16 protein-coding genes and 1 other RNA gene are annotated in these 22,917 nt (G+C 72.9%); 15 read left to right on the top strand and 2 right to left on the bottom strand.

Annotated elements, in window-relative coordinates; genetic code table 11:
- Positions 1-256 precede the first annotated feature (256 nt).
- From ACWEPF_RS06170 to ACWEPF_RS06150, 5 genes are all read left to right on the top strand, one after another.
- Positions 257-703, top strand: coding sequence for an SsgA family sporulation/cell division regulator (locus tag ACWEPF_RS06170; RefSeq protein ID WP_345281339.1), 447 nt, complete (start codon positions 257-259; stop codon positions 701-703).
- 29 nt (positions 704-732) lie between these two features.
- Positions 733-1,386, top strand: a complete 654-nt coding sequence (locus tag ACWEPF_RS06165; protein ID WP_449797272.1) for an HAD family hydrolase — start codon at positions 733-735, stop codon at positions 1,384-1,386.
- Positions 1,387-1,666: 280 nt separating this feature from the next.
- Positions 1,667-6,607 carry an NAD-glutamate dehydrogenase gene (locus tag ACWEPF_RS06160; RefSeq protein ID WP_452171608.1) on the top strand — a complete coding sequence of 1,647 codons (4,941 nt, stop codon included), beginning with the start codon at positions 1,667-1,669 and terminating at the stop codon, positions 6,605-6,607.
- A gap of 102 nt (positions 6,608-6,709) precedes the next feature.
- Complete coding sequence (locus ACWEPF_RS06155; RefSeq protein WP_452171607.1) at positions 6,710-7,327, top strand: RNA polymerase sigma factor; 618 nt, start codon at positions 6,710-6,712, stop codon at positions 7,325-7,327.
- Positions 7,324-8,121 (top strand): CU044_5270 family protein, encoded by a 798-nt coding sequence (locus tag ACWEPF_RS06150; protein WP_452171606.1) that lies wholly within the window; start codon positions 7,324-7,326, stop codon positions 8,119-8,121. The genes ACWEPF_RS06155 and ACWEPF_RS06150 overlap by 4 nt, the downstream gene beginning before the upstream one ends.
- A 7-nt stretch (positions 8,122-8,128) precedes the next feature.
- Here ACWEPF_RS06150 and ACWEPF_RS06145 read toward each other — a convergent pair whose 3' ends face one another.
- The gene (locus ACWEPF_RS06145; RefSeq protein ID WP_452171605.1) at positions 8,129-10,912 is read right to left on the bottom strand and encodes an FtsK/SpoIIIE domain-containing protein; all 2,784 of its coding nucleotides are present in this window, start codon (positions 10,910-10,912) and stop codon (positions 8,129-8,131) included.
- Positions 10,913-11,170: 258 nt separating this feature from the next.
- Between ACWEPF_RS06145 and ACWEPF_RS06140 the strand changes: the two genes are divergently transcribed.
- From ACWEPF_RS06140 to prfB, 3 genes are all read left to right on the top strand, one after another.
- Positions 11,171-13,096, top strand: coding sequence for a serine/threonine-protein kinase (locus ACWEPF_RS06140; protein ID WP_452171604.1), 1,926 nt, complete (start codon positions 11,171-11,173; stop codon positions 13,094-13,096).
- A 195-nt stretch (positions 13,097-13,291) separates the two neighbouring features.
- Positions 13,292-14,566 carry a serine/threonine-protein kinase gene (locus ACWEPF_RS06135; RefSeq protein ID WP_452171603.1) on the top strand — a complete coding sequence of 425 codons (1,275 nt, stop codon included), beginning with the start codon at positions 13,292-13,294 and terminating at the stop codon, positions 14,564-14,566.
- A 9-nt stretch (positions 14,567-14,575) separates the two neighbouring features.
- A complete protein-coding gene (gene prfB, locus ACWEPF_RS06130) occupies positions 14,576-15,685 on the top strand; it encodes a peptide chain release factor 2 (protein WP_345281351.1) in 1,110 nt (369 codons plus the stop codon).
- A gap of 56 nt (positions 15,686-15,741) precedes the next feature.
- On the opposite strand, the gene ACWEPF_RS06125 is transcribed toward prfB, so the two are convergent.
- Positions 15,742-15,936, bottom strand: coding sequence for a hypothetical protein (locus ACWEPF_RS06125; protein WP_345281353.1), 195 nt, complete (start codon positions 15,934-15,936; stop codon positions 15,742-15,744).
- Positions 15,937-16,235: 299 nt separating this feature from the next.
- Between ACWEPF_RS06125 and ftsE the strand changes: the two genes are divergently transcribed.
- The 7 genes from ftsE to ACWEPF_RS06090 all read left to right on the top strand — a co-directional run bounded on the left by ftsE (position 16,236) and on the right by ACWEPF_RS06090 (position 22,916).
- Positions 16,236-16,925: a cell division ATP-binding protein FtsE gene (gene ftsE / locus ACWEPF_RS06120; protein WP_345281355.1), complete on the top strand. Its 690-nt coding sequence runs from the start codon at positions 16,236-16,238 to the stop codon at positions 16,923-16,925.
- Between the two features lie 57 nt (positions 16,926-16,982).
- Positions 16,983-17,894 (top strand): permease-like cell division protein FtsX, encoded by a 912-nt coding sequence (ftsX, locus tag ACWEPF_RS06115; RefSeq protein ID WP_345281357.1) that lies wholly within the window; start codon positions 16,983-16,985, stop codon positions 17,892-17,894.
- Between the two features lie 35 nt (positions 17,895-17,929).
- Positions 17,930-19,048 carry a S41 family peptidase gene (locus ACWEPF_RS06110; protein ID WP_452171602.1) on the top strand — a complete coding sequence of 373 codons (1,119 nt, stop codon included), beginning with the start codon at positions 17,930-17,932 and terminating at the stop codon, positions 19,046-19,048.
- Positions 19,049-19,084: 36 nt separating this feature from the next.
- Complete coding sequence (smpB, locus tag ACWEPF_RS06105) at positions 19,085-19,561, top strand: SsrA-binding protein SmpB (protein ID WP_452171601.1); 477 nt, start codon at positions 19,085-19,087, stop codon at positions 19,559-19,561.
- Positions 19,562-19,653: 92 nt separating this feature from the next.
- Positions 19,654-20,029, top strand: a transfer-messenger RNA (tmRNA) gene (gene ssrA / locus ACWEPF_RS06100).
- Positions 20,030-20,216: 187 nt separating this feature from the next.
- Positions 20,217-21,581 carry a nitrate/nitrite transporter gene (locus ACWEPF_RS06095; RefSeq protein ID WP_452171600.1) on the top strand — a complete coding sequence of 455 codons (1,365 nt, stop codon included), beginning with the start codon at positions 20,217-20,219 and terminating at the stop codon, positions 21,579-21,581.
- A gap of 168 nt (positions 21,582-21,749) precedes the next feature.
- On the top strand, positions 21,750-22,916 hold the full coding sequence (locus ACWEPF_RS06090) for a uroporphyrinogen-III synthase (protein WP_452171599.1): 1,167 nt from the start codon (positions 21,750-21,752) through the stop codon (positions 22,914-22,916).
- Position 22,917 lies beyond the last annotated feature (1 nt).

The following is a 22,917-nucleotide window of genomic DNA, read 5'->3' as shown; positions in this document are numbered from 1 at the left end:
TCGTGCCCGGCCGGGCGCGGCCGCACGGTGGGGTGGCGGGACGGGTGGGCGGACGGGCGGGCGTTCGGGGGGTGAGGCGGTGTCGCGAAGTTGACGCGGTGTCATCCGGAAGGCTGTCGGGCGCTTTTGTCGCCACCGACAGAACCGGCCGGGCCACCGCTGTTTGCCCCTACAGGGTTGCGGATCCGCGGGTACCGACCCGTTCCCGGTGTCGTTCTCAGTGCGCCGGACCGGGACGAGCGGAGGAGAGCGCGAGATGGAGAGCCGCGAGATGGAGAGCACCGTGCTGGAGCGCGACCTGACCATGGACCTGTTGGTGTCGCCCCAGGACAGCATCCCGGTCCGGGCCCGGCTGGGCTACCGGGCCGACGACCCGTACGCCGTGCACGTCACCTTCCACGTCCACTCGGCCTCCCCGGTCAGCTGGTACTTCGCCCGGGAGCTGCTGGCCGAGGGCGTCTACCGGGCCACGGGCAGCGGGGACGTGCGGATCTGGCCGAGCACCGTCGGCGGCCGCGGCCTGCTCACCGTGATGCTCCGCTCGCTGGAGGGCGACGTGCTGCTCCAGGCCGACGCCTCCACCGTGGCGGAGTGGGTCCGCCGCACCGAGGAGCTGGTGCCGCCCGGCACCGAGCTCGTGCACCACCAGGTCGACCGGGTGCTGCGCGAGCTGCTGGCGGACGGCTCGACCCCCGGGGCCTGAGCGCCGGCGGCGGCGGGTACCGTTCCTGGGTGAGCACGCACATCGTCTGGGACTGGAACGGCACCCTGCTGCACGACATGGCGGCCGTGGTGGCCTCCAGCAACGCGGCCTTCGCCACGCTCGGCATGGCGCCGATCACGCTGGAGCAGTACCGGGAGCTGTACACCTTCCCGATCCCGAAGTTCTACGAGCTGCTGCTCGGCCGCGAGCCCAGCCGGGACGAGTGGACGGTGCTGGACGCCGCCTTCCAGGACCGCTACCAGGAGCTCAGCGACGCCTGCGGGCTGACCGAGGGCGCGGCCGGGCTGCTGGCCGGCTGGCGGGCGGCCGGGCGCAGCCAGTCGCTGCTGTCGATGCACGAGCACCACCGGCTGGTGCCGCAGGTGCGGGCCCGCGGGATCGAGGAGCACTTCGTCCGGGTGGACGGCCGGGTCGGCGAGTCGTACGGGACGGGCAAGCGCGACTACCTGAAGCGGCACCTGGAGCGGCTCGGCCAGGACCCGGCGCGCACCGTGGTGATCGGGGACGCGGCGGACGACGCGGCGGCCGCCCACTGGGTGGGCGCGCGTGCGGTGCTGTACACCGGGGGTTCGCACACCCGGGAGAAGCTGGCCGGGCTGGGAGCCCCGGTGGTGGACTCGCTGGCGGAGGCGGTCGAGCTGGTCCTGGCCGACGAGGTCTGACGGGGCGTCATGTGACCGGCCGGTTTGGACATCGTGTCCAGGACGGTGTGATCTTCCTCCGGCTTTGTGCCTCCATGTCCCCTGACACCTTGGTTTGCTTTGGTTAGGGTGAGTGACGTCGTCGGGTGCCGAAACCGTCACCATTACCCGGACGAAGGTCGCTTCATGCGCGCCATGGGCCACTTTCCTCCGGAGCTGGTGGAGGATTGCGGGCAGACCCGGCGGTGAACCGGACCCATCACCGAGTCACGCAACGGCGCGCGACAGGAGCCATACAGCCATGCAGACCAAGCTGGACGCAGCCAAGGCCGAGCTGCTCATCAAGGCAGCGGCAGCCGCTGAGAACAGCCAGGTGGGGGGAGCGGCGCCCGGGGAGGGCCTGAGCAACGGTGCTCTCGCCTCGTACCTGCGGTACTACTACCTCCACACCGCCCCCGAGGACCTCGTCGACCGCGACCCGGTGGACGTCTACGGCGCGGCGGCCTCGCACTACCGCCTCGGCCTGAAGCGCCCGCAGGGCACCGCCGAGGTCCGGGTCTACACCCCCACGGTGGAGGAGAACGGCTGGTCCTGCGGCCACACCGTGGTCGAGGTCGTCACCGACGACATGCCCTTCCTGGTCGACTCGGTCACCAACGAGCTGACCCGCCAGGACCGCGGCATCCACGTGGTGATCCACCCCCAGCTGGTGGTGCGCCGTGACCTGACCGGCAAGCTGCTGGAGATCCTCGACCTGGACGCCTGCTCGCGCAGCCAGGCGGCCGGCACCGAGTGGCCCGCCGACGCCACGGTCGAGTCCTGGATGCACATCGAGATCGACCGCGAGACCGACCGCGAGGACCTGCACGCGATCGAGGCCAACCTGCGCCGGGTGCTCGGCGACGTCCGCGAGGTCGTCGAGGACTGGGGCAAGATGCGCGACTCCGCGCTGCGCCTGGCCGACGAGCTGGCCGAGGAGCCCCCGGCCCACCTGGCCGAGCAGGAGGTCGGCGAGGCCTGGGAGCTGATGCGCTGGCTGGCCGACGACCACTTCACCTTCCTCGGCTACCGCGAGTACGACCTGGCCGAGCACGAGGGCGAGGAGGTGCTGCGGGCCGTCCCCGGCACCGGCCTCGGCATCCTGCGCTCCGACCCGCTCAGCCACGACACCGACCACCACCCGGTCTCCGAGGCCTTCGGCCGGATGTCCGCCCCGGTCCGGGCCAAGGCGCACGAGAAGAAGCTGCTGGTCCTCACCAAGGCCAACAGCAAGTCCACCGTGCACCGCCCGGCCTACCTGGACTACGTCGGCGTGAAGCGCTTCGACGCCCAGGGCAACGTGATCGGCGAGCGCCGCTTCCTCGGCCTGTTCTCCTCGGCCGCGTACACCGAGTCGGTCACCCGGATCCCGGTGGTCCGCCGCAAGGTGCAGGAGGTGCTGGCCGGCTCCGGCTTCGCCAACGAGAGCCACGACGGCCGCGACCTGCTGCAGATCCTGGAGACCTTCCCCCGGGACGAGATCTTCCAGACCCCGGCCGAGCAGCTGCTCTCCATCGCCACCAGCGTGCTCTACCTGCAGGAGCGCCGCCGGCTGCGGCTGTTCCTCCGTCAGGACGAGTACGGGCGCTACTTCTCCGCGCTGATCTACCTGCCGCGCGACCGCTACACCACGCGGATCCGGCTGCGCCTGATGGACCTGCTGCTGCAGGAGCTGAACGGCGAGAACATCGAGTACACCGTCTGGTCCACCGAGTCGGTGCTGACCCGACTGCACTTCGTGGTCCGGGTCGCCAAGGGCAGCGAGCTGCCCTCGCTGACCGACGCCGAGGTGGAGCGGATCGAGGCCAAGCTGGCCGAGGCCGCGCGCTTCTGGATGGACGGCTTCCACGACCAGCTGCACGTCGAGCTGGGCGAGGAGCGCGCCGCCGAACTCGGCCGCCGCTACGCCAACGCCTTCCCCGACGGCTACCGCGCCGACTTCCCGCCGCGCACCGCCGTGGCCGACCTCAAGCAGATCGAGGCGCTGAGCGGCGAGGGCGACTTCCGGCTCAACCTCTACCAGCCGGTCGGCGCGGGCGACGACGAGCGCCGCTTCAAGATCTACCGGGTCGGCGGCCCGATCTCGCTGACCGAGGTCCTGCCGGTGCTCCAGCGCCTGGGCGTCGAGGTGCTCGACGAGCGCCCGTACGCGCTCACCCGCGAGGACGGCTCCAAGGCCTGGGTCTACGACTTCGGCCTGCGCCTGCGCGAGGCCTCCGCCCTCACCGACGAGGCGCGCGAGCGCTTCCAGGACGCCTTCTCGGCGACCTGGACCGGCAAGGCGGAGAACGACGGCTTCAACGAGCTGGTCCTCACCGCCGGTCTGACCTGGCGTCAGGCCGTGGTGCTGCGCGCCTACGCCAAGTACCTCCGCCAGGCCGGGAGCACCTTCTCCCAGGACTACATGGAGGACGCGCTCCGCAACAACATCCACACCACCCGGCTGCTGGTGAACCTCTTCGAGGCCCGGCTCAGCCCCGGCCACCAGCAGGGTGCGTCCGAGCTGACCGAGGGCATCCTGGAGGAGCTCTCGGGCGCCCTGGACGAGGTCGTCTCGCTGGACGAGGACCGCATCCTGCGCTCCTTCCTGCACCTCATCAAGGCCACCCTGCGGACCAACTTCTTCCAGCACGCCTCGGACGGCGAGCGGCACTCCTACGTGTCGATGAAGTTCGACCCCAAGGCCATCCCGGACCTGCCGGCCCCGCGCCCGGCCTTCGAGATCTGGGTCTACTCGCCCCGGGTCGAGGGCGTGCACCTGCGCTTCGGCAAGGTCGCCCGCGGCGGTCTGCGCTGGTCCGACCGGCGCGAGGACTTCCGCACCGAGATCCTCGGCCTGGTCAAGGCCCAGATGGTCAAGAACACCGTCATCGTCCCGGTCGGCGCCAAGGGCGGCTTCGTCGCCAAGCAGCTGCCGGACCCGTCGGTGGACCGCGACGCCTGGCTGGCCGAGGGCATCGCCTCGTACAAGACCTTCATCTCGGCGCTGCTGGACATCACCGACAACCTGGTGGCCGGCGAGGTCGTGCACCCCTCCGAGGTGGTCCGCCACGACGAGGACGACACCTACCTGGTGGTCGCCGCCGACAAGGGCACCGCGACCTTCTCGGACATCGCCAACGGCGTGGCCGAGAGCTACGGCTTCTGGCTGGGCGACGCCTTCGCCTCCGGCGGCTCCGCCGGGTACGACCACAAGGGCATGGGCATCACGGCGCGCGGCGCCTGGGAGTCCGTCAAGCGCAACTTCCGCGAGCTGGGCCACGACACCCAGACCGAGGACTTCACCGTGGTCGGCATCGGCGACATGTCCGGTGACGTGTTCGGCAACGGCATGCTGCTCAGCGAGCACATCCGGCTGGTGGCCGCCTTCGACCACCGCCACATCTTCCTGGACCCGAACCCGGACGCGGCGGTCTCCTTCGCCGAGCGGCGCCGGCTCTTCGACGTCCCGCGCAGCTCCTGGGACGACTACGACAAGAGCCTGATCTCGGCCGGCGGCGGCGTTTTCCCGCGCTCCGCCAAGTCGATCCAGCTCTCCGCCCAGGTGCGCGAGCGGCTCGGCATCGAGGAGTCCAAGCTCACCCCGGCCGAGCTGATGAAGGCGATCCTGCAGTCCCCGGTGGACCTGTTCTGGAACGGCGGCATCGGCACCTACATCAAGTCCTCCGCCGAGACCAACGCCGAGGTGGGCGACAAGTCCAACGACGCGATCCGGGTCAACGGCGGCCAGGTCCGGGCCCGGGTGGTCGGCGAGGGCGGCAACCTCGGCTGCACCCAGCTCGGCCGCATCGAGTACGCCTCGACCGGCGGCCCCGAGGGCACCGGCGGCTGGATCAACACCGACGCCATCGACAACTCGGCCGGCGTGGACACCTCGGACCACGAGGTCAACATCAAGATCCTGCTCAACCAGGTCGTCGCCGACGGCGACATGACGGTCAAGCAGCGCAACAAGCTGCTCGCCGAGATGACCGACGAGGTCGGCCACCTGGTGCTGCGCAACAACTACGCGCAGAACGTGGTGCTGGCCAACGCGGTCGCCCAGGCCCTCTCGATGGTCGACGTGCACGCCCGCATGATCAACCGCCTGGAGGGCAACGGCCAGCTGGACCGGGCCATCGAGTTCCTGCCGACGGACCGTCAGATCAAGGAGCGGGCGGCCGGCGGGCGCGGGCTCTCCCAGCCCGAGCTCTCGGTGCTGCTCGCCTACACCAAGATCACCCTGGCCGACGAGCTGCTCGCCACCGAGCTCCCCGACGACCCGTACTTCCGCACCGCGCTGCACGAGTACTTCCCGAGCGCGCTGCGGGCCCGGTTCGCCGAGGCGATCGACCAGCACCCGCTGCGCCGCGAGATCATCACCACCCTGATCGTCAACGACACGATCAACCGCGGCGGCTGCACCTTCGCCTTCCGGCTCCGCGAGGAGACCGGCGCCACCATGGAGGAGATCGCCCGCACCCACGCGGCGGCGCGCGCGGTCTTCGGCCTGGAGCGGATCTGGTCGGACGTCGAGGGCCTCGACAACGCCGTCCCGGCCCGGGTGCAGACCAAGATGCGCCTGCACACCCGCCGGCTGGTCGAGCGGGCCACCCGCTGGATGCTCAACAACCGGCGCCAGCCGCTGGACATCCAGGGCACCATCGAGTTCTTCCAGTCCCGGGTCGACCAGGTCTGGGACAGCCTGCCCAAGCCGCTGCGCGGCGAGGACCTCACCTGGTTCGAGGGCGTCCACCGGGAGCTGGCCGAGGCCGGCGTGCCGGAGGAGCTGGCGCTGCGGATCGCGGGCCTCTCGTCCGCCTTCCCGACCCTGGACATCGTCGGCGTCGCGGACCGCAGCGGCAGCGAGGTGACCGACGTCGCCGAGCTGTACTACGACCTGGCCGACCGCCTGCAGATCACCCACCTGCTGGACCGGATCATCGAGCTGCCGCGCGACGACCGCTGGTCCTCGATGGCCCGCGCCGCGATCCGCGAGGACCTGTTCGCCGCGCACTCCGCGCTCACCGCGGACATCCTGTCCTGCGGCACCGAGGGCTCCACGCCCGAGGAGCGGTACGCGGCCTGGGCCGAGCTCAACTCGACCCTGCTGAGCCGGGCCAAGACCACCCTCGACGACATAAGGGGTTCGGACAACTACGAGCTGTCCAGCCTCTCGGTCGCCATGCGGGTGATCCGCACCCTGCTCCGCACGGGCGTCTGACGGTCCGACAGTTCACCGCGAGGGCGGTACCGGCTTCCCTGCCGGTACCGCCCTCGCGGCATCCTGGTCGGAACCCGGGGGCGCGAGCGGACAGGTAGGGGCGTGGAACTGTCACTACGGGCCCGGCTGCGCGCCGGGGACCAGAGCGCCTTCGGGCAGCTCTTCGACGAACACGCACAGGGGGTGTACGGGTATGCCGTACGGACGCTGGGGGACTGGGCCGCCGCCGAGGACGCCGTCTCGCTGACCTTCCTGGAGGCCTGGCGGCTGCGCGGGAAGCTGGAGGAGGACGGCGGGTCGGTGCGGCCCTGGCTGTTCGGCATCGCCACCAACGTGCTGCGCAACACCACCCGGGCCGGCCGCCGCCACCGGGCCGCGCTGGCCCGGCTGCCGGACCGGGACGTGGTGCCCGACTTCGCCGACGAGCTGGTCGGCCGGATGGACGACGGCGCCCGGCTGGCCGCCGCCAAGCGCGCGCTGGAGCGGCTGCGCCGCCGCGAGCGCGAGGTCTTCCAGCTCTGCGCGCTGGCCGGGCTGGACTACGCCTCGGCCGCCGAGGCGCTCGGCGTGCCGGTCGGCACCGTCCGCTCCCGGCTCTCCCGGGCCCGGGCCCGGCTGCGCGACCTGGCAGCGGAGGAACTGACGGAACCTCACCGCGGCCGCGGACAGGTAGGGAGTGACCGCGTCGAAGCGGTCCGGTCCGAGGGGAAGAACCGATGAACCACGAGCACGAGCCGGTGCTCCCCGCCGACCGCCACCAGCTGTTGAGGGGACACCTGATGAGCGAGATCAGCCGGAAGCCCAGGAGCACCACCCGCCGTTACGGATGGGCCGCAGTGCCTGTGCTGGCGGGCGCGCTGGCGCTGACCGTGGTGCTGAACACCGGGGGCGCCGCCCCGACCGCCTCGGCGGCCTCGGTGGTGCTGGACCGGGCGGCCGCGGCGGCGGCGGCCAAGCCGCGGCAGGAGGTGAAGGACGGCCAGTACGTCTACGTGCAGCGGCAGGACCCGGAGGTGAAGGCCGAGCTCTGGCTGCCGGTGGACGGCAAGCGGCCCGCCCTGCTGGACGACAGTCGGTACGGGCGGCGGGAGCTGACCCCGCTGGACGAGCCGGCCAGCGTCAACAACCCGAACTACCGCTACGTGGCCACCCTGCCGACCGACCCGGCGGCGCTGCTCGCGCTGATCAAGGCTCAGACCGAGGGGCAGGGCCAGAGCCCCGAGCACGCCGCCTTCAAGGCGATCAACCGGCTGGTCGCCGAGCAGATCGCGACGCCGGAGGTGAGCGCGGCACTGTTTCGGGCGGCCGGGCTGATCCCCGGGGCGGTGGTGCACGAGGACGTCACGGACGGGCTCGGCCGGCACGGTGTCGGGGTGGCGCTGCCGGACGGCAAGGCCACCGTGGAGTGGGTCTTCGACCGCGACAGCTACGAGTACCTCGGCGCCCGCTGGGGCCAGGGCGCGGACGCGGTGGTCCGCCGGGCGGTCGTCGACAAGGCCGGCGACCGCCCCTGAGACACCGTCAGGACCCGGCCCCGAGGGTGGCGGCCCGCTGGAGGGCGCTGGCCAGCAGGGCCAGGTCGGTCGGTCCGTTGCCCAGTTCGCGGACCGGGCGGCGGGTCGGCGGGGCGCCGAGCTGGGCCGGGTCGACGGCGACCACGGTGGGGCGCAGGGTGGCGGTGCGGGGGATGCGGCCGCTGACCTTGGCGGCCTGGAAGGCCGTCACCCCGCCGTCCGGACGGCGCAGGTAGCCGCGGCCCGGGGTGCCCTCGGGGAGGGCGGCGGCGTCGGTGAGGTGGATCAGCAGGTCGGAGTCGACCGGGTCGGCGGTGCGCAGGGCGATCCGTAGCTGGGCGTTCTCGTCCAGCGCGGTGCCCACCGCCAGCTCGGGCGCCCCGGTGGCGGCCACCAGGTGGACGCCGAGCAGGCCGCCGCGCTCGGCCACGGCGGACAGCGCCCGGCTGAGCGGCCGGCCGGCCGGGGAGGTGGGGGAGAGCAGCGCGTCCAGGTCGTCCACCACCACGACCAGCCGGGCCGGGGCGGTGAGCACATCGGCCGGCTTGCGCTGCTGGCCGACCCGGGGGGCCGTCATCGGGGCGGTGCCGCCGCCGGCCGTCACCAGGGCGGGGGCGGGCTGCACGGCGGCCCGGGCGTTGTGCCAGGCGGTGAACGAGAGGCCGTCGAACAGCGCCTCCCGGTGGGCGAGTTCGTCCAGCAGGGTCTCGGCGGCGAGCAGGGCGCGGCGCGGGTCGGCCCCGGCGTCCACGTGCTCGGTGACCTGCGGCAGGTCGGTGCAGCCGGCCAGCCCGGCGGGAGCCTCCGGAGTGCCGCCGCCGCGGCCGTCGACCACCGTGATCCGCAGCCGCCCGGGCTGCTCGGAGACGGCGAGGGAGGCGACCAGGGTGCGCAGCAGCTCGGTCTTGCCGGTGCCGCGGGCACCGCCGATCAGCAGGTGCGGGCCGTTGGGCTCGTCCGGGTCGGCGAGGTCGACCAGCAGGGTCTCGTCCCGGCCGGTGCCGAGCAGGGCGGTGGCGGTGCCGGGGCCGCCGGGCAGCGCGGCCCAGCGGGCGGCCAGCTTGGAGGGGGTGACGGTGTCGGGCTGGAGCAGGTCCAGCAGCCGCAGCTGCTCGGGCAGCGGGCCGCGGGAGACCGGGGAGGCCTCGCGCAGCGGGGCCAGCACCCGGGCCAGCCGCTCGGCCCAGGCGGGGGAGACGGCGTCCAGGGCCAGGTCGCGGACCAGTTCGCGGCCGCCGCCGCCCAGCGGGCGGTCCAGGGTGAGCTGGGTGGCGACCTCGCCGGTGACCACGGCGGTGGCGCCGAGACCGGCGGGCAGCGCCTGCGGGGTCTCGGCCAGGCAGACCGGGAAGACGCCGAGGGCCGGGCCCTGCTCCAGCAGGACGGCGAGCGCCTCGCGGGCGGGCGCGGTGGTGGGGGCGCCGTCGAGCAGCAGCACGGTGGTGCCGGACGGTCCGTCAGCCGCGCCGGTCCGCCCGCGCAGGCCGGCCTCCGCGCGCAGGCCCGCTTCCCGGCGCAGGCCCGCACCGGCGGCCAGCTCGGTGAGCCGGGCCTCGGTCTGCTCGGGGCCGAACCCGACCAGCAGGCGGCAGTCCTGACCGTGCGTCGGCTCCAGGTGCGGCAGCCAGAAGGCCCAGGACCAGTCGGCGGAGTGGGCCTCGTCGGCCGCGGCCACCACCAGACTGAGCGAGCTCGGCGGGTGCAGCACGGCGAGCTGGGCGAGCACCGCGCGGGCCAGGCCGGCCAGCCGGGGGCGCGGCCCGGCGAGCCCCAGGCTGCCGGCGGTCTGCAGGTCCACGGTGACCGGGACGGCGGGCAGCACGGTGCCGGGGGCGGTGCCGGGGCCGCCCGGGAGGTCGGCGGTGCCGAGCCGGAGGGTGAGCGCGTCCGGGTGGTGCGGGCCGCGCTCCCAGAGCCGGGGGCCGGCGCCGAGCGCGGTGAGCAGCAGGGCGGCCGGGTCGGGCCAGCGCTCGCGCTGGGCGGCGGCCTGGCGGCTGCGGACGGCGGCGTGCTGCTGGGCGGCGCTGGGCCCGGCGGGCTCGGCCGGGCGTCGGCGGGAGAACAGCGAGCGGCGGCCGCCGGCCGGGGGCTCGGTGGCGGGCGGTTCGGGCGCGGCGGCGGCCGGGACGGACGGGGCCGACGGCGTGGCGGCCAGCTGGAGCCGGCCGAGGCCGTCGGGCGTGGTGCGGTTGCCGTCCCTGGTCTCGGGGCGGGTGACCAGCAGGGTGGACTCGCCGATCCGGACCAGGCCGTCCTCGGCCAGCTCGACCGCCTCGTCGCGCAGGAAGCGGCCGTCCAGCACGGTGCCGTTGGTGGAGGCCAGGTCCCGGACGGTCACGGTGCCGTCGGGGGAGAGCTGGAGCGAGAGGTGCAGCCGGGAGACGTCCGGGTCGTCCAGCGGGACGTCGGCGGCGCTGGAGCGGCCGATGGTGACCCGGTCCCCGTGCAGGCGGTGCACGCCGCCCGCGTCGGGGCCGCCGGTGACGCGCAGCTCGGCCGGGGCCGGGGCGTCGTCCTGGTCGGCGTCCGGGTCGGGCTCGTTGAGCGAGAGCACCGCGCCGTCGAGCAGCGGGGGGTGGCCGAGCGGGGTCTGCTCGTCGATCCGCCGGTTCCCGGCGTACAGGTGCACATGGGTCGCGGAGCGCGGGCCGCGCACGCCCACCGCACCGGCGAGCGCCCCCGCGACCGCGCCGAGCGCCGTACCGACCGGGGCCGTGACCAGGACGTCGGTGGCCGTTCCGGCGGCTGCCGGTCCGCTGCGCGCTCGGAGGACAGTGAGCCGGATCTGCATCGCCCCCGCACTCCCCTTCAGTGATGCCGTTGGGCCACAAGAGTGGTGCCTGTCATCCTGCCACTACGGGGGGACACGGCGCGCCCGGCACCAGAATCGGACGATCTTGCGATGATCGCCATGGTGGAGCCGACGCCCCGTCAGGTCAACCCGCGTCGGGGTCGGTCCCGTCGGGGTGCCTCGGAAACCTGGACGAGCGCCGTTAGAGTTGCCGAAAACCACGGCAGCGCAGTACCGCAGTAGTACCGAGGAGACAGCGTGCGGCCAGTCGGCAGCAAGTACCTGCTTGAGGAGGCCCTCGGACGCGGGGCCACCGGCACCGTCTGGCGTGCCCGGGTGCGCGAGGACGTGGTCGTGCCGGGGATCGAGCCGGGCAGCGCGGTGGCGATCAAGATACTGCGCGAGGAGCTGGCCGCCGACCCGGACGTGGTGATGCGCTTCCTGCGCGAGCGCTCCGTCCTGCTCCGGCTGACCCACCCCAACATCGTCCGGGTCCGCGACCTGGTGGTGGAGGGCGAGCTGCTGGCCCTGGTGATGGACCTGGTGCAGGGCCCCGACCTGTTCCACTACCTGCGCGGGAACGGTCCGTTCAGCCCGATCGCCGGCGCCCTGCTGATGGCCCAGATCACCGACGCGCTGGCGGCCAGCCACGCCGACGGGGTGGTGCACCGCGACCTCAAGCCCGCCAACGTGCTGCTCGCCTCCACCACCGTGGACGGCGCCGAGCAGATGCACCCGATGCTCACCGACTTCGGCATCGCCCGGCTCGCCGACTCCCCGGGGATCACCCGCAGCCACGAGTTCGTCGGCACCCCCGCCTACGTCGCCCCCGAGTCCGCCGACGGCCGCCCGCAGACCTCGGCGGTGGACGTCTACGGCGCCGGCATCATGCTGTACGAGCTGACCACCGGCCGTGCCCCGTTCCAGGGCGACAACCCGGTGGCGATCCTCCAGGCGCACCTGGCCCAGGACCCGGAGCGCCCGCGCACCATGCCCGAGCCGCTCTGGTCGGTGATCGAGCGCTGCCTGCGCAAGGAGCCGGCCGAGCGGCCGAGCGCCGTGGCGCTGGCCCAGGCGCTGCGGGTGGTGGCCGCCGGGATCGGCGTGCACGCCTCGCCGGACCAGGCCGAGGCCGCCTTCGCGGTCGGCGAGCTGCTCCGCCCGGACCCGCGGCCCACCCCGGCCACCGGCTCCCCGACCGAGCCCGGCGTGCCGGTGCCGGCCCAGTTCGCCGACTCCTCCTTCGGCGACCAGACCTTCGGCGAGCAGACCCAGGTGCTGCCCTCGGGGCAGTACGACGCGGCCGCCGCCACCCAGTTGATGAGCCCTCAGGGCGCGGGCGCCCCGCCGCTCGGCGCCGCCGACCGCACCGCCGTGATGCCGCAGACCCCGGCGATGCCGCCGGTGCCCCCCGGCGCCCCGGCCGCTCCCGCGGCGCCCGCCGGCGAACAGCCGCACCCGTGGCAGACCCAGCTCCGGGCCGCCCGGGACCGCAACCAGCAGACCGAGGTCTTCGCCCCCGGTGACTACGGCGCCCAGGACGACTGGCCCGCCCCGCAGGTGGCCCCGCAGCCCTACCAGTCCCACCCGCAGCCGCCCCGGCCCCCGCAGGGCTACCAGCCGCCGCAGCCGTACTCGCCGTACCGCCCGGACCAGCCGCAGCCCCAGCAGCAGCCCCACCGGCAGCCGGGCCCGCCGCAGGGCGGCCCCCGCCCGCAGCCGCCCGGTGGCTACAACCAGCGCCCGCCGGTGGCCCCGCCGCCGTACCAGGGACGCCAGCAGCCCCAGCCGGGGTACGGGTACCCGCAACAGCAGGCGCAGCCCGGTTACGGCCACCCCCAGCAGCAGCCCCAGCCGCCCGCCTACCAGCAGGCGCCGCCGCCCGCCCCGGCCCCGGTCCGCCGCCCCGAGCCGGCCCCGCCGCGCCGCCAGGAGCCCCCGGCCCCGCAGCAGCGCGAGCCCGAGCCCCCGCGGGAGCGGGAGCGCGAGCCGCGCCGGCGCAGCCGGAACCGGATGTACATCCCGGGCCTGGGCTGCCTGAAGGGCTGTCTGATGGTCATCGTGGTGCTGGCCCTGGCCGCCGTGGCGCTGTGGAACTTCACCGACCTGCCCGTCTGGTGGGAGAACGTGAAGGGCTGGTTCGCCGACGCGAGCGACTGGGTCAGCAGCCTGACGAGCAGTTAGCCGCCGGGCCGTCAGTCCGGAGGCCGCGATGGCGACTTGTCGACAATTCACGATTTTTCCTGCCCCCTGAGGGCTGTTCCGGGCCGATCGGCGTCCCCCGAACGGCCCTCGGGCGCGTAGGTTGGGTGGCTGAAGCACCGACCTACCGAGCGCGCAGAAGGGCAGCGCGCTCCCGCCGCCTACGGAGCAGCAGCATTGGCACGCAAGATCGGCAGCCGGTACACCGTCCAGCAGGTGATCGGCCGGGGGTCCGCCGGGACCGTGTGGCTCGGTGAGGGCCCGGACGGACCGGTGGCAGTCAAGCTGCTGCGCGAGGACCTGGCATCCGATCAGGTGCTGGTCGGCCGCTTCGTCCAGGAGCGCGCCGCGCTGACCAGCCTCGACCACCCCAACGTGGTCGAGGTCCGCGACATGGTGGTGGACGGCGACGACCTCGCCCTGGTGATGGAGCTGGTCCAGGGCACCGACCTGCGCTCCCGGCTGGAGCGCGAGGGCGCGCTGGCCCCGGCCGTCGCCGTCTCGGTGATCGCCGACGTGGCCGACGGCCTGGCCGCCGCGCACGCCGCCGGGATCGTCCACCGCGACGTCAAGCCGGAGAACGTGCTCCTCGACCTGGCCGCCCCGGCCGGCCCCGGCGGCGCCCCGCGCGCCAAGCTCACCGACTTCGGCATCGCCCGCCTGGTGGACGCCCCCCGGCGCACCCGGGCCACCCGGATCATCGGCACCCCCGACTACCTCGCCCCCGAGATCATCGAGGGCCTGGAGCCGCGCGCCGCGGTCGACATCTACGCCCTGGCCACCGTGCTCTACGAGCTGCTCACCGGCTTCACCCCGTTCGGCGGCGGCCACACCGGCGCGGTGCTCCGACGGCACGTCACCGAGCAGGTGCCGGCCGTCCCCGGCCTGCCCGAGGGCCTGTCCCGGATCATCACCGAGTGCCTGGCCAAGGCCCCGGCCTCCCGGCTGCGCGCCGCCGAGCTGGCCACCCGGCTGCGCGAGCAGCTCCCCTACCTGGTCGGCCTGCCCCCGCAGCTGCCCCCCGAGCGCGCCGAGGCCGAGCCCCCGCTCACCCCGGGCGAGGCGGTCTACACCGAGGTGGACGCCGGCCCCGGCACCCACCGCCGCCGGCGCGGCCCGGCCGTCCCGCTGGTCCAGGCCCCGCTGCCGGACTCCACCCGCGACACCCACACCAGCCTGCGCCGCCCCTCCGACCGCGAACTCGCCTCCTACGCCGCCGAATCGCAGGCCCAGCGCCGCGAGGCCGTTCCGGCCGGACACCGCAAGGGCCGCCGGGCGCTGGTACGCCGCCGCCGGCTCTACGCGGTGCTGATCGCGGCAGTGCTGCTGCTGGCCGGCGCGGCCGCCGCGTACTCCGCCTTCGCCCGGGAACGGCACGCCTCCGGCGCCCGACCGGCGGGAATCCACTGGGTGACGGATACCCATGCGCAGCCGGGCCCGCCGAACCATTAGTCTGGTGGCGTGGCAGCCGTCGATCCTTCCGAAGAGCTCAAGTCCCTCGAAACGACCATGGGGTCGATCGAGGCCGTCCTCGACCTGGACAAGATCCGGGCCGACATCGCCGTTCTGGAGGAGGAGGCAGCCGCCCCGGCCCTCTGGGACGACGTCGCGAACGCCCAGAAGGTGACCAGCCGGCTCTCCTTCCTCCAGGGCGAGGTCCGCAAGTTCGAGACCCTGCGCGGCCGGGTCGAGGACCTCGGCGTGCTGTTCGAGCTCGCCGAGGCCGAGGACGACGCGGACACCCGCGCCGAGGCCGAGGCCGAGCTGACGTCGGTGCAGAAGGCGGTCGAGGAGCTCGAGGTCCGCACCCTGCTCTCGGGCGAGTACGACGCCCGCGAGGCCCTGGTCAACATCCGGGCCGAGGCCGGCGGCGTGGACGCCGCCGACTTCGCCGAGCAGCTGATGCGCATGTACCTGCGCTGGGCCGAGCGGCACGGCTACCCGACCGAGGTCTACGACACCTCGTACGCCGAAGAGGCCGGCATCAAGTCCGCGACCTTCACCGTCAAGGCGCCCTACGCCTACGGCACCCTCTCGGTCGAGCAGGGCACCCACCGCCTGGTCCGCATCTCGCCCTTCGACAACCAGGGCCGCCGGCAGACCTCCTTCGCCGGCGTCGAGGTGCTCCCGGTCGTCGAGACCTCCGACCACGTCGACATCGACGAGGGCGAGCTGCGCGTCGACGTCTACCGCGCCTCCGGCCCCGGCGGCCAGGGCGTCAACACCACCGACTCCGCGGTCCGGATCACCCACCTGCCGACCGGCATCGTGGTCTCCTGCCAGAACGAGCGCTCGCAGATCCAGAACAAGGCCTCGGCGATGAACGTCCTCCAGGCCAAGCTGCTGGAGCGCCGCCGCCAGGAGGAGCGCGCCGCGATGGACGCGCTCAAGGACGGCGGCTCGTCCTGGGGCAACCAGATGCGGTCGTACGTGCTGCACCCGTACCAGATGGTCAAGGACCTGCGGACGGAGTTCGAGGTCGGCAACCCGCAGTCGGTGCTGGACGGCGACATCGACGGGTTCATCGAGGCCGGCATCCGCTGGCGGAAGCAGCGCGAGGCCGCCGCGTAAGGGCGCACCGAAAAGGGCCCCGGGTGTTCCCGGGGCCCTTTCGCGTGCGGGGTCGGTCAGGCCAGGGCCTGACGGGCGATCAGCGCCACCGCCAGCAGGCCGACGATCAGCGCGAGCAGCGCCGTGGGCGACAGCGCGGCGAACGGGCCCTGCTGGTCCTGCAGCCGGGCCCGGTTGGCGCGGCAGACCGGGCAGCGGCCGTCACTCACGCGGCCGTTGCAGTTGGCGCACACCAGATGGTCGCAAGTCATGCGATCTCCTCCTTGCTGGTTACTGCAACGCGCCGGACGGGCTTCCGGTTCCTCGGACGGCCCCGGACGGGCGCTCTCAGCTACCACTGTGCCAGGTTCCGCCCGTTCCGGCCCGTCCTCCCCGTTCGCCGACCGCTCAACCGCATGCCGGGCTGTGACATGGGTCGCACTTATCCGGGCAGAACGGGATATTTCTCGCCAAATCCCAGGTGAACCCCCGGACAGTGCCTGCGGGCCCGGAGGGGCTTCGCGTAGGGTCCGAGTCCTGACCCACCTAGGATGGCCCCCGTGATGCAGCCGTGATCAGATTCGACAACGTCTCCAAGACCTATCCCAAGCAGAACCGTCCGGCCCTGGACAACGTCTCGCTGGAGATCGAGAAGGGCGAGTTCGTCTTCCTGGTCGGTTCGTCCGGCTCCGGCAAGTCGACCTTCCTGAGGCTCTGCCTGCGCGAGGAGCGCCCGAGCACCGGCGCGGTCCACGTGCTGGGCAAGGACCTCGGCAAGCTGTCCAACTGGAAGGTGCCGCACATGCGGCGTCAGCTGGGCACCGTCTTCCAGGACTTCCGCCTGCTGCCGAACAAGACCGTCGCGCAGAACGTCGCGTTCGCGCTGGAGGTCATCGGCAAGCCGAAGAGCGCCATCAACAAGGTGGTGCCCGAGGTGCTCGACCTGGTCGGCCTCGGCGGCAAGGAGGACCGGATGCCCGGCGAGCTCTCCGGTGGTGAGCAGCAGCGCGTGGCGATCGCCCGGGCCTTCGTGAACCGGCCGATGCTGCTGATCGCGGACGAGCCCACGGGAAACCTCGACCCGCAGAACTCGGTCGGCATCATGAAGCTGCTCGACCGGATCAACCGCACCGGCACCACGGTCCTGATGGCCACGCACGACCAGGCCATCGTCGACCAGATGCGCAAGCGGGTGATCGAGCTCGACAAGGGGCTGCTGGTCCGCGACCAGGCCCGCGGCGTCTACGGCTACCAGAACTGAGCCACCCGACGCCCCGTCCGCCTGCCCGTTCCACCTGCCTGCCCCTGGAGTAACGCCATGCGCGCCCAGTTCGTCCTGTCGGAGATCGGCGTCGGTCTCCGCCGCAACCTGACCATGACCATCGCGGTCGTGGTCAGCGTCGCGCTATCGCTCGCCCTCGCCGGCGCCTCGCTGCTCGTCCGCGACCAGGTCAACTCCATGAAGGGGTACTGGTACGACAAGGTCGAGGTGAGCATCTACTTCTGCACCAAGTCGGACGCCAAGACCTCCGCCCAGTGCTCGGCGGGTGCCGCCACCGACCAGCAGATCGCCGAGGTCAAGGGCCAGCTGGACAAGATGACCCAGCTGGTGCAGAGCTCCACCTTCGAGAGCTCGCAGGACGCGTACAAGCGCTGGAAGGAGACCAACCCGGACAACCCGCTGCTCGCTGCGGTGGGTGCGGAGGCGATGCCGCAGTCCTGGCGGGTCAAGCTGAACGACCCGACCAAGTACGACGTGGTGCAGAGCGCCTTCGCCGGGAAGCCGGGCGTCAAGTCGGTCGAGGACCAGCGGAAGATCCTGGAGAACCTGTTCGGCCTGCTGAACGGTCTGCAGACCGCCGCGTTCGTGATCATGGTGCTGATGCTCTTCGTCGCCCTGCTGCTGATCGTGAACACCGTCCGGGTGTCCGCGTTCAGCCGACGGCGCGAGACCGGGATCATGCGCCTGGTCGGTGCCTCGAACTTCTACGTGCAGATGCCGTTCATCGCGGAGGCGGCCTTCGCCGCGCTGCTCGGTGCGGTGCTGGCCTCCGGGCTGCTGCTCGGCGGGCACTTCTTCGTGCAGGAGTTCCTGGCCCAGCGGGTGCAGTTCATCCACTTCATCGGGCTCTCCTCGGTGCTCACCGTCATCCCGCTGCTGGTCGTGGTCGGCATGGGGATGGCCGGCATCGCGGCGTTCATCACCCTCCGGAAGTACCTGAAGGTCTGACGCCCCCTCAGGCAGTGCGCCTAGACTCCCTTGCCATGCCGGTGACTCTGCGTGCGGGAGTGCGCCAGGGAGCTGTGCTCTCCCTGGCGTTCGGCGCCGTGCTGTTCACCGGGGCGGTCACCGGGGCCTGGAGCGGGGCTCCGGCCGACGGGCGCCCGCCCACCTCCTCCTCCGATGCCCTGGCCGGGCGTGACCTGGCCGGGGCGTCGCTGTCCCGGCAGCAGGCCGAGCGGCTGGTCGCCGAGGGCGGCGACCCGTGGGCCGCGTACTACACGCCCGAGGAGTACACCGATCTGACCAAGGGGCGCTACCGCGGCGTCGGGCTCTCGGTGCGGCGGACGGCGGACGGGGCCACCACGGTGGACCGGGTGCACCCCGACGGGCCCGCCCGGCAGGCCGGGATCGCGGCCGGGGACGTGCTGCTCGGCATCGACGGCACCCCGGCCGACCGGCTCCCGGTCACCGAGGTGGTGGCCGGGCTGCGCGGCGAGGTCGGCACGGCGGTGGAGCTGACGGTCCGCCGGCCGGGCGGGCCGGCCCGCGAGCTGACGCTGCGCCGGGCCGAGCTGGCCGCCCGGGACGTGACGGTGGAGCAGCTGCGGCCCGGGGTGGTGAAGGTCGCGGTGCGCGGCTTCACGGCCGGTGTGGCCGCCGAGGTGGCGCAGGCCGTCCGGGGCGCCCGGGGCGTCCTGCTGGACCTGCGGGGCAACTCCGGCGGGCTGGTGGACCAGGCCGTGGGGACCGCCTCGCTCTTCCTGGACGGCGGCCCGGTGGCCTCGTACCAGGAGCGCGGCGAGCGGCGCGAGCTGACCGCCGCGCGCGGCGGAGACACCACCGTGCCCCTGGTGGTGCTGGTGGACGGCGGCACCATGAGTGCCGCCGAACTGCTCGCCGGGGCGCTCCAGGACCGCAGCCGCGCCGTCCTGGTCGGCTCCCGCACCTTCGGCAAGGGCACCGTCCAGCAGCCCAGCCGCCTCGCGGACGGCGCCGTCCTGGAGCTCACCGTCGGCCGCTACGCCACCCCGGCCGGCCGCTCCCCGGACGGCACCGGCCTCACCCCGGACGTCCCCCAGCCGCCGGGCGGCGACCCGGAGGCGGTGACCCGGCTCGCCGACACCGTGCTCTCCGGGCTGGGCCGCGGCCAAATGGGCTGACCACCGGGCGGGCGAGGTGCGAGAATGGCCGGTGCTATGGCTAAGGAAACGGGAAAGAAGCTGATCGCGCAGAACAAGAAGGCGCGACACGAGTACACCATCCTCGACACGTACGAATGCGGCATGGTGCTGACCGGCACGGAGGTGAAGTCGCTCCGCGAGGGGCGGGCCAACCTGGTGGACGGTTACGCCTACGTGCAGGGCCACGAAGCGTGGGTCGACAACGTGTTCATCCCCGAGTACACCCAGGGGACCTGGACGAACCACGCCTCGCGGCGCAAGCGCAAGCTGCTGCTGCACAAGCTCGAGATCCGCAAGATCGAGTCGAAGGTCAAGGAGACCGGCCACACCCTGGTGCCGCTCTCCCTGTACTTCAAGGACGGCCGGGTGAAGCTGGAGCTGGCGCTCGCGGTCGGCAAGAAGCTGTACGACAAGCGGCAGACCCTGCGCGAGAAGCAGGACCGCCGCGAGTCCGACCGGGCCGTCGCGGCGGCGCGCCGCCGTCAGAAGTAATCCGCTTGGCCGGGGCCGGTGCCTGCGCGTACTATGGCCCGAGCAACACCACCGGAGGGTCCGCCTGCCGGAGCTGTTTGTCAAATCAACATGGGGATGATCGGTTTCGACAGGGGACGTCGAAACAGGAGAAGCGAGCCGAGGAACGCGGCAATGATCTCGTTAACCATCTGTCGCAAAAAAATAATCGCCAACTCTAAGCGCGATTCCCAGCAGTTCGCTCTCGCTGCCTAAGCAAGAGTGAATGGGTGTCAGCCCGGGGAGTTCCCGACCCGGATCCTGGCATAATCTAGGGAACTCATCCGCCACCCCGGCCACGGGGGTCGGCGGAAAAACAAAACAGTGGCTGGGCCTGTTGGCGGCTTGTCCGCGTGACTGCCAGGGCCGAGAAACTCACAGCGGACTGCGCTCGGAGAAGTCCTGAATCCACTCCACTGGACCCGGGTTCGATTCCCGGCATCTCCACAGACCCATGTCGCTCGAAGGCCGCACTCCGCGAGGAGGCGGCCTTCTTGCGTTTCCGCGGTCTCACACCGCGCCGGGCGGCCCGGTGAGAGGACCGTACCGGCGGGTTCACAACCCACAACTCCCCGGAAATCCCGGCCCGTTAGGGTCGTCCAGGTCAGGGCACCGAACTTGCACAAGGGGAGTTGCGATGAGTGGAGACACGGCGGTGCGACGGGGCTGGATCCAGGAGTGGGATCCGGAGGACCGGGCGTTCTGGGAGCGGACCGGGCGCCGGACCGCCAACCGCAACCTGGTCTTCTCGGTGCTCTCGGAGCACATCGGCTTCTCGATCTGGAGCCTCTGGTCGGTGATGGTCCTCTTCATGGGGCCCAAGTACGGGATCGACCCGGCCGGGAAGTTCTTCCTGGTCGCGATGCCCACCCTGGTCGGCGCCTTCGTCCGGATCCCCTACACCGTGGCGGTGGCCCGCTTCGGCGGGCGGAACTGGACGGTGGTCTCGGCGCTGCTCCTGCTGCTGCCCGCACTGGCCGCCGCGTACGTGATGGAGCCGGGGACCTCCTACACCACCTTCATGGTGGTGGCCGCGCTCACCGGGCTCGGCGGGGGGAACTTCGCCTCCTCGATGACCAACATCAACGCCTTCTTCCCGCAGCACCGCAAGGGCTGGGCGCTCGGGCTGAACGCCGGCGGCGGCAACATCGGGGTGCCGGTGATCCAACTGGTCGCGCTCGCGGTGATCACCTGGGCCGGGGCCACCTCACCCCGGCTGGTGCTCGGCATCTACCTGCCGCTGATCGTGATCGCGGCCACCCTCGCCGCGCTCTTCATGGACAACCTGGCGCCGATGAAGAACGACACCGGCGCGCTGGCCGAGGTGCTGAGGGAGCGTCACACCTGGCTGATGTCGGTGCTCTACATCGGCACCTTCGGCTCCTTCATCGGATTCAGCTTCGCCTTCGGCCTGGTGCTGCAGACCCAGTTCGGCCGCACCCCGCTGCAGGCCGCCCAGCTCACCTTCGTCGGCCCGCTGCTCGGCTCGCTGATCCGCCCGGTCGGCGGCTGGCTGGCCGACCGCTGGGGCGGTGCCCGGATCACCCTGTGGAACTTCGCCGGGATGGCCGCCGCCACCCTGGTGGTGCTGTACGCCTCGTCGGAGCGCTCGCTGCCGGTCTTCCTGGCCGGGTTCACCACGCTCTTCGTGCTGGCCGGGCTGGGCAACGGCTCCACCTACAAGATGATCCCGGTGATCTTCGAGGCCAAGGCGCAGAACCGGATCGCCGAGCTCGGCGCCACCGCCGAGCAGGCCGCCGCCTGGTCCCGCCGGATGTCCGGCGCGGCCGTCGGGGTGATCGGCGCGGTCGGCGCGCTCGGCGGCCTCTTCATCAACCTGGCCTTCCGGCAGTCCTTCCTGGTCGCCAAGACCGGGACCCCCGCCTTCGCCTCCTTCCTGGTGGCGTACGCGGTCTGCGCCGCCCTCACCTGGGCCGTCTACCTGCGCCGCCCCACCGGCAGCGCGGTGCCCGCCCAGGTGAAGGAGCGGGTCGCGGCCTGACCCCGGGGCCGGACCGGCCGTCCATCCCCTGGACGGCCGGTCCGGCCCGTGAAACACCCCGGAAATCCGGCCGACCCCGCAGCGACACCGCCTCGGGGGAGGATGCCCGTCCACCCACCCTCCCGGCCCGCCGCAGCCGGGGTGCGCACCACCGAAGGACCCACAGCCATGGACGAACTGACGGCCCCTCAATCCGTCGAACCGGTGCCTCCGCTGGCCGGATTCACCGTCGGCATCACCGCCGCCCGCCGCTCCGAGGAGCTGGCCACGCTGCTCCAGCGCCGGGGCGCCGCCGTGCAGCGGGCCGCCGCACTGCGGATCGTGCCGCTGCCCGACGACACCGAACTCCTCGCCGCCACCCGGGCCCTGGTCGCCGGGCCGCCGGACCTCGCGGTGGCCACCACCGGGATCGGCTTCCGGGGCTGGATCGAGGCCGCCGAGGGCTGGGGCCTCGGCGACGAGCTGATCGAACGGCTCGGCAAGGCCTCCGTGCTGGCCCGCGGCCCCAAGGCCAAGGGCGCGATCCGGGCCGCCGGGCTGCGGGAGGAGTGGTCGGCGAGGTCGGAGTCCTCGGTGGAGGTGCTGGAGAAGCTGCTGGAGGAGGGCGTCGAGGGCAAGCGGATCGCCGTCCAGCTGCACGGCGCCCCGCAGCGCGACTTCGTCGACTCGCTCACCGCGGCGGGCGCCGAGGTGGTCGAGGTGCCGGTCTACCGCTGGCTGCCGCCCGCCGACATCGCCCCGCTGGACCGGCTGCTGGACGCCTGCTGCACCGGCGCGCTGGACGCGATCACCTTCACCTCCGCCCCGGCGGTGCTCAGCCTGCTCGACCGGGCGGCGGAGCGCGGCCTGACCGACCAGCTGCTGCACGCGCTGCGCCGCGACGTCCTGCCGGTCTGCGTCGGGCCCGTGACGGCCGCCCCGCTGGAGGAACTGGACATCGCCACCGTCTGGCCGGAGCGGATGCGGCTGGGCGCGATGGTGCAGCTGCTCACCGCCCGGCTCCCCGTGCGCGGGCGGCGGCTCTCGGTGGCCGGGCACCAGCTGGAGCTGCGCGGCCAGGCCGCCCTGGTCGACGGCGAGCTGCGGCCCGTCCCGCCCGCCGGGATGGCCCTGCTCCGCGCCCTGGCCCGCCGCCCCGGCTGGGTGGTGGCCCGCGCCGAGCTGCTCCGCGCCCTGCCCGGCAGCGGCAACGACGAGCACGCCGTGGAGACCGCGATGGCCCGCCTGCGCGCGGCCCTCGGCACCCCGAACCTGGTCGCCACCGTGGTCAAGCGCGGCTACCGCCTGGCGGTCGACCCGACGGCGGAGCCGGGGGAGAAGTACGGCGCCGTCTGAC

Source organism: Kitasatospora sp. NPDC004289 (genome assembly GCF_053602875.1).
This window is presented reverse-complemented; position numbering and strand designations above follow the sequence as displayed.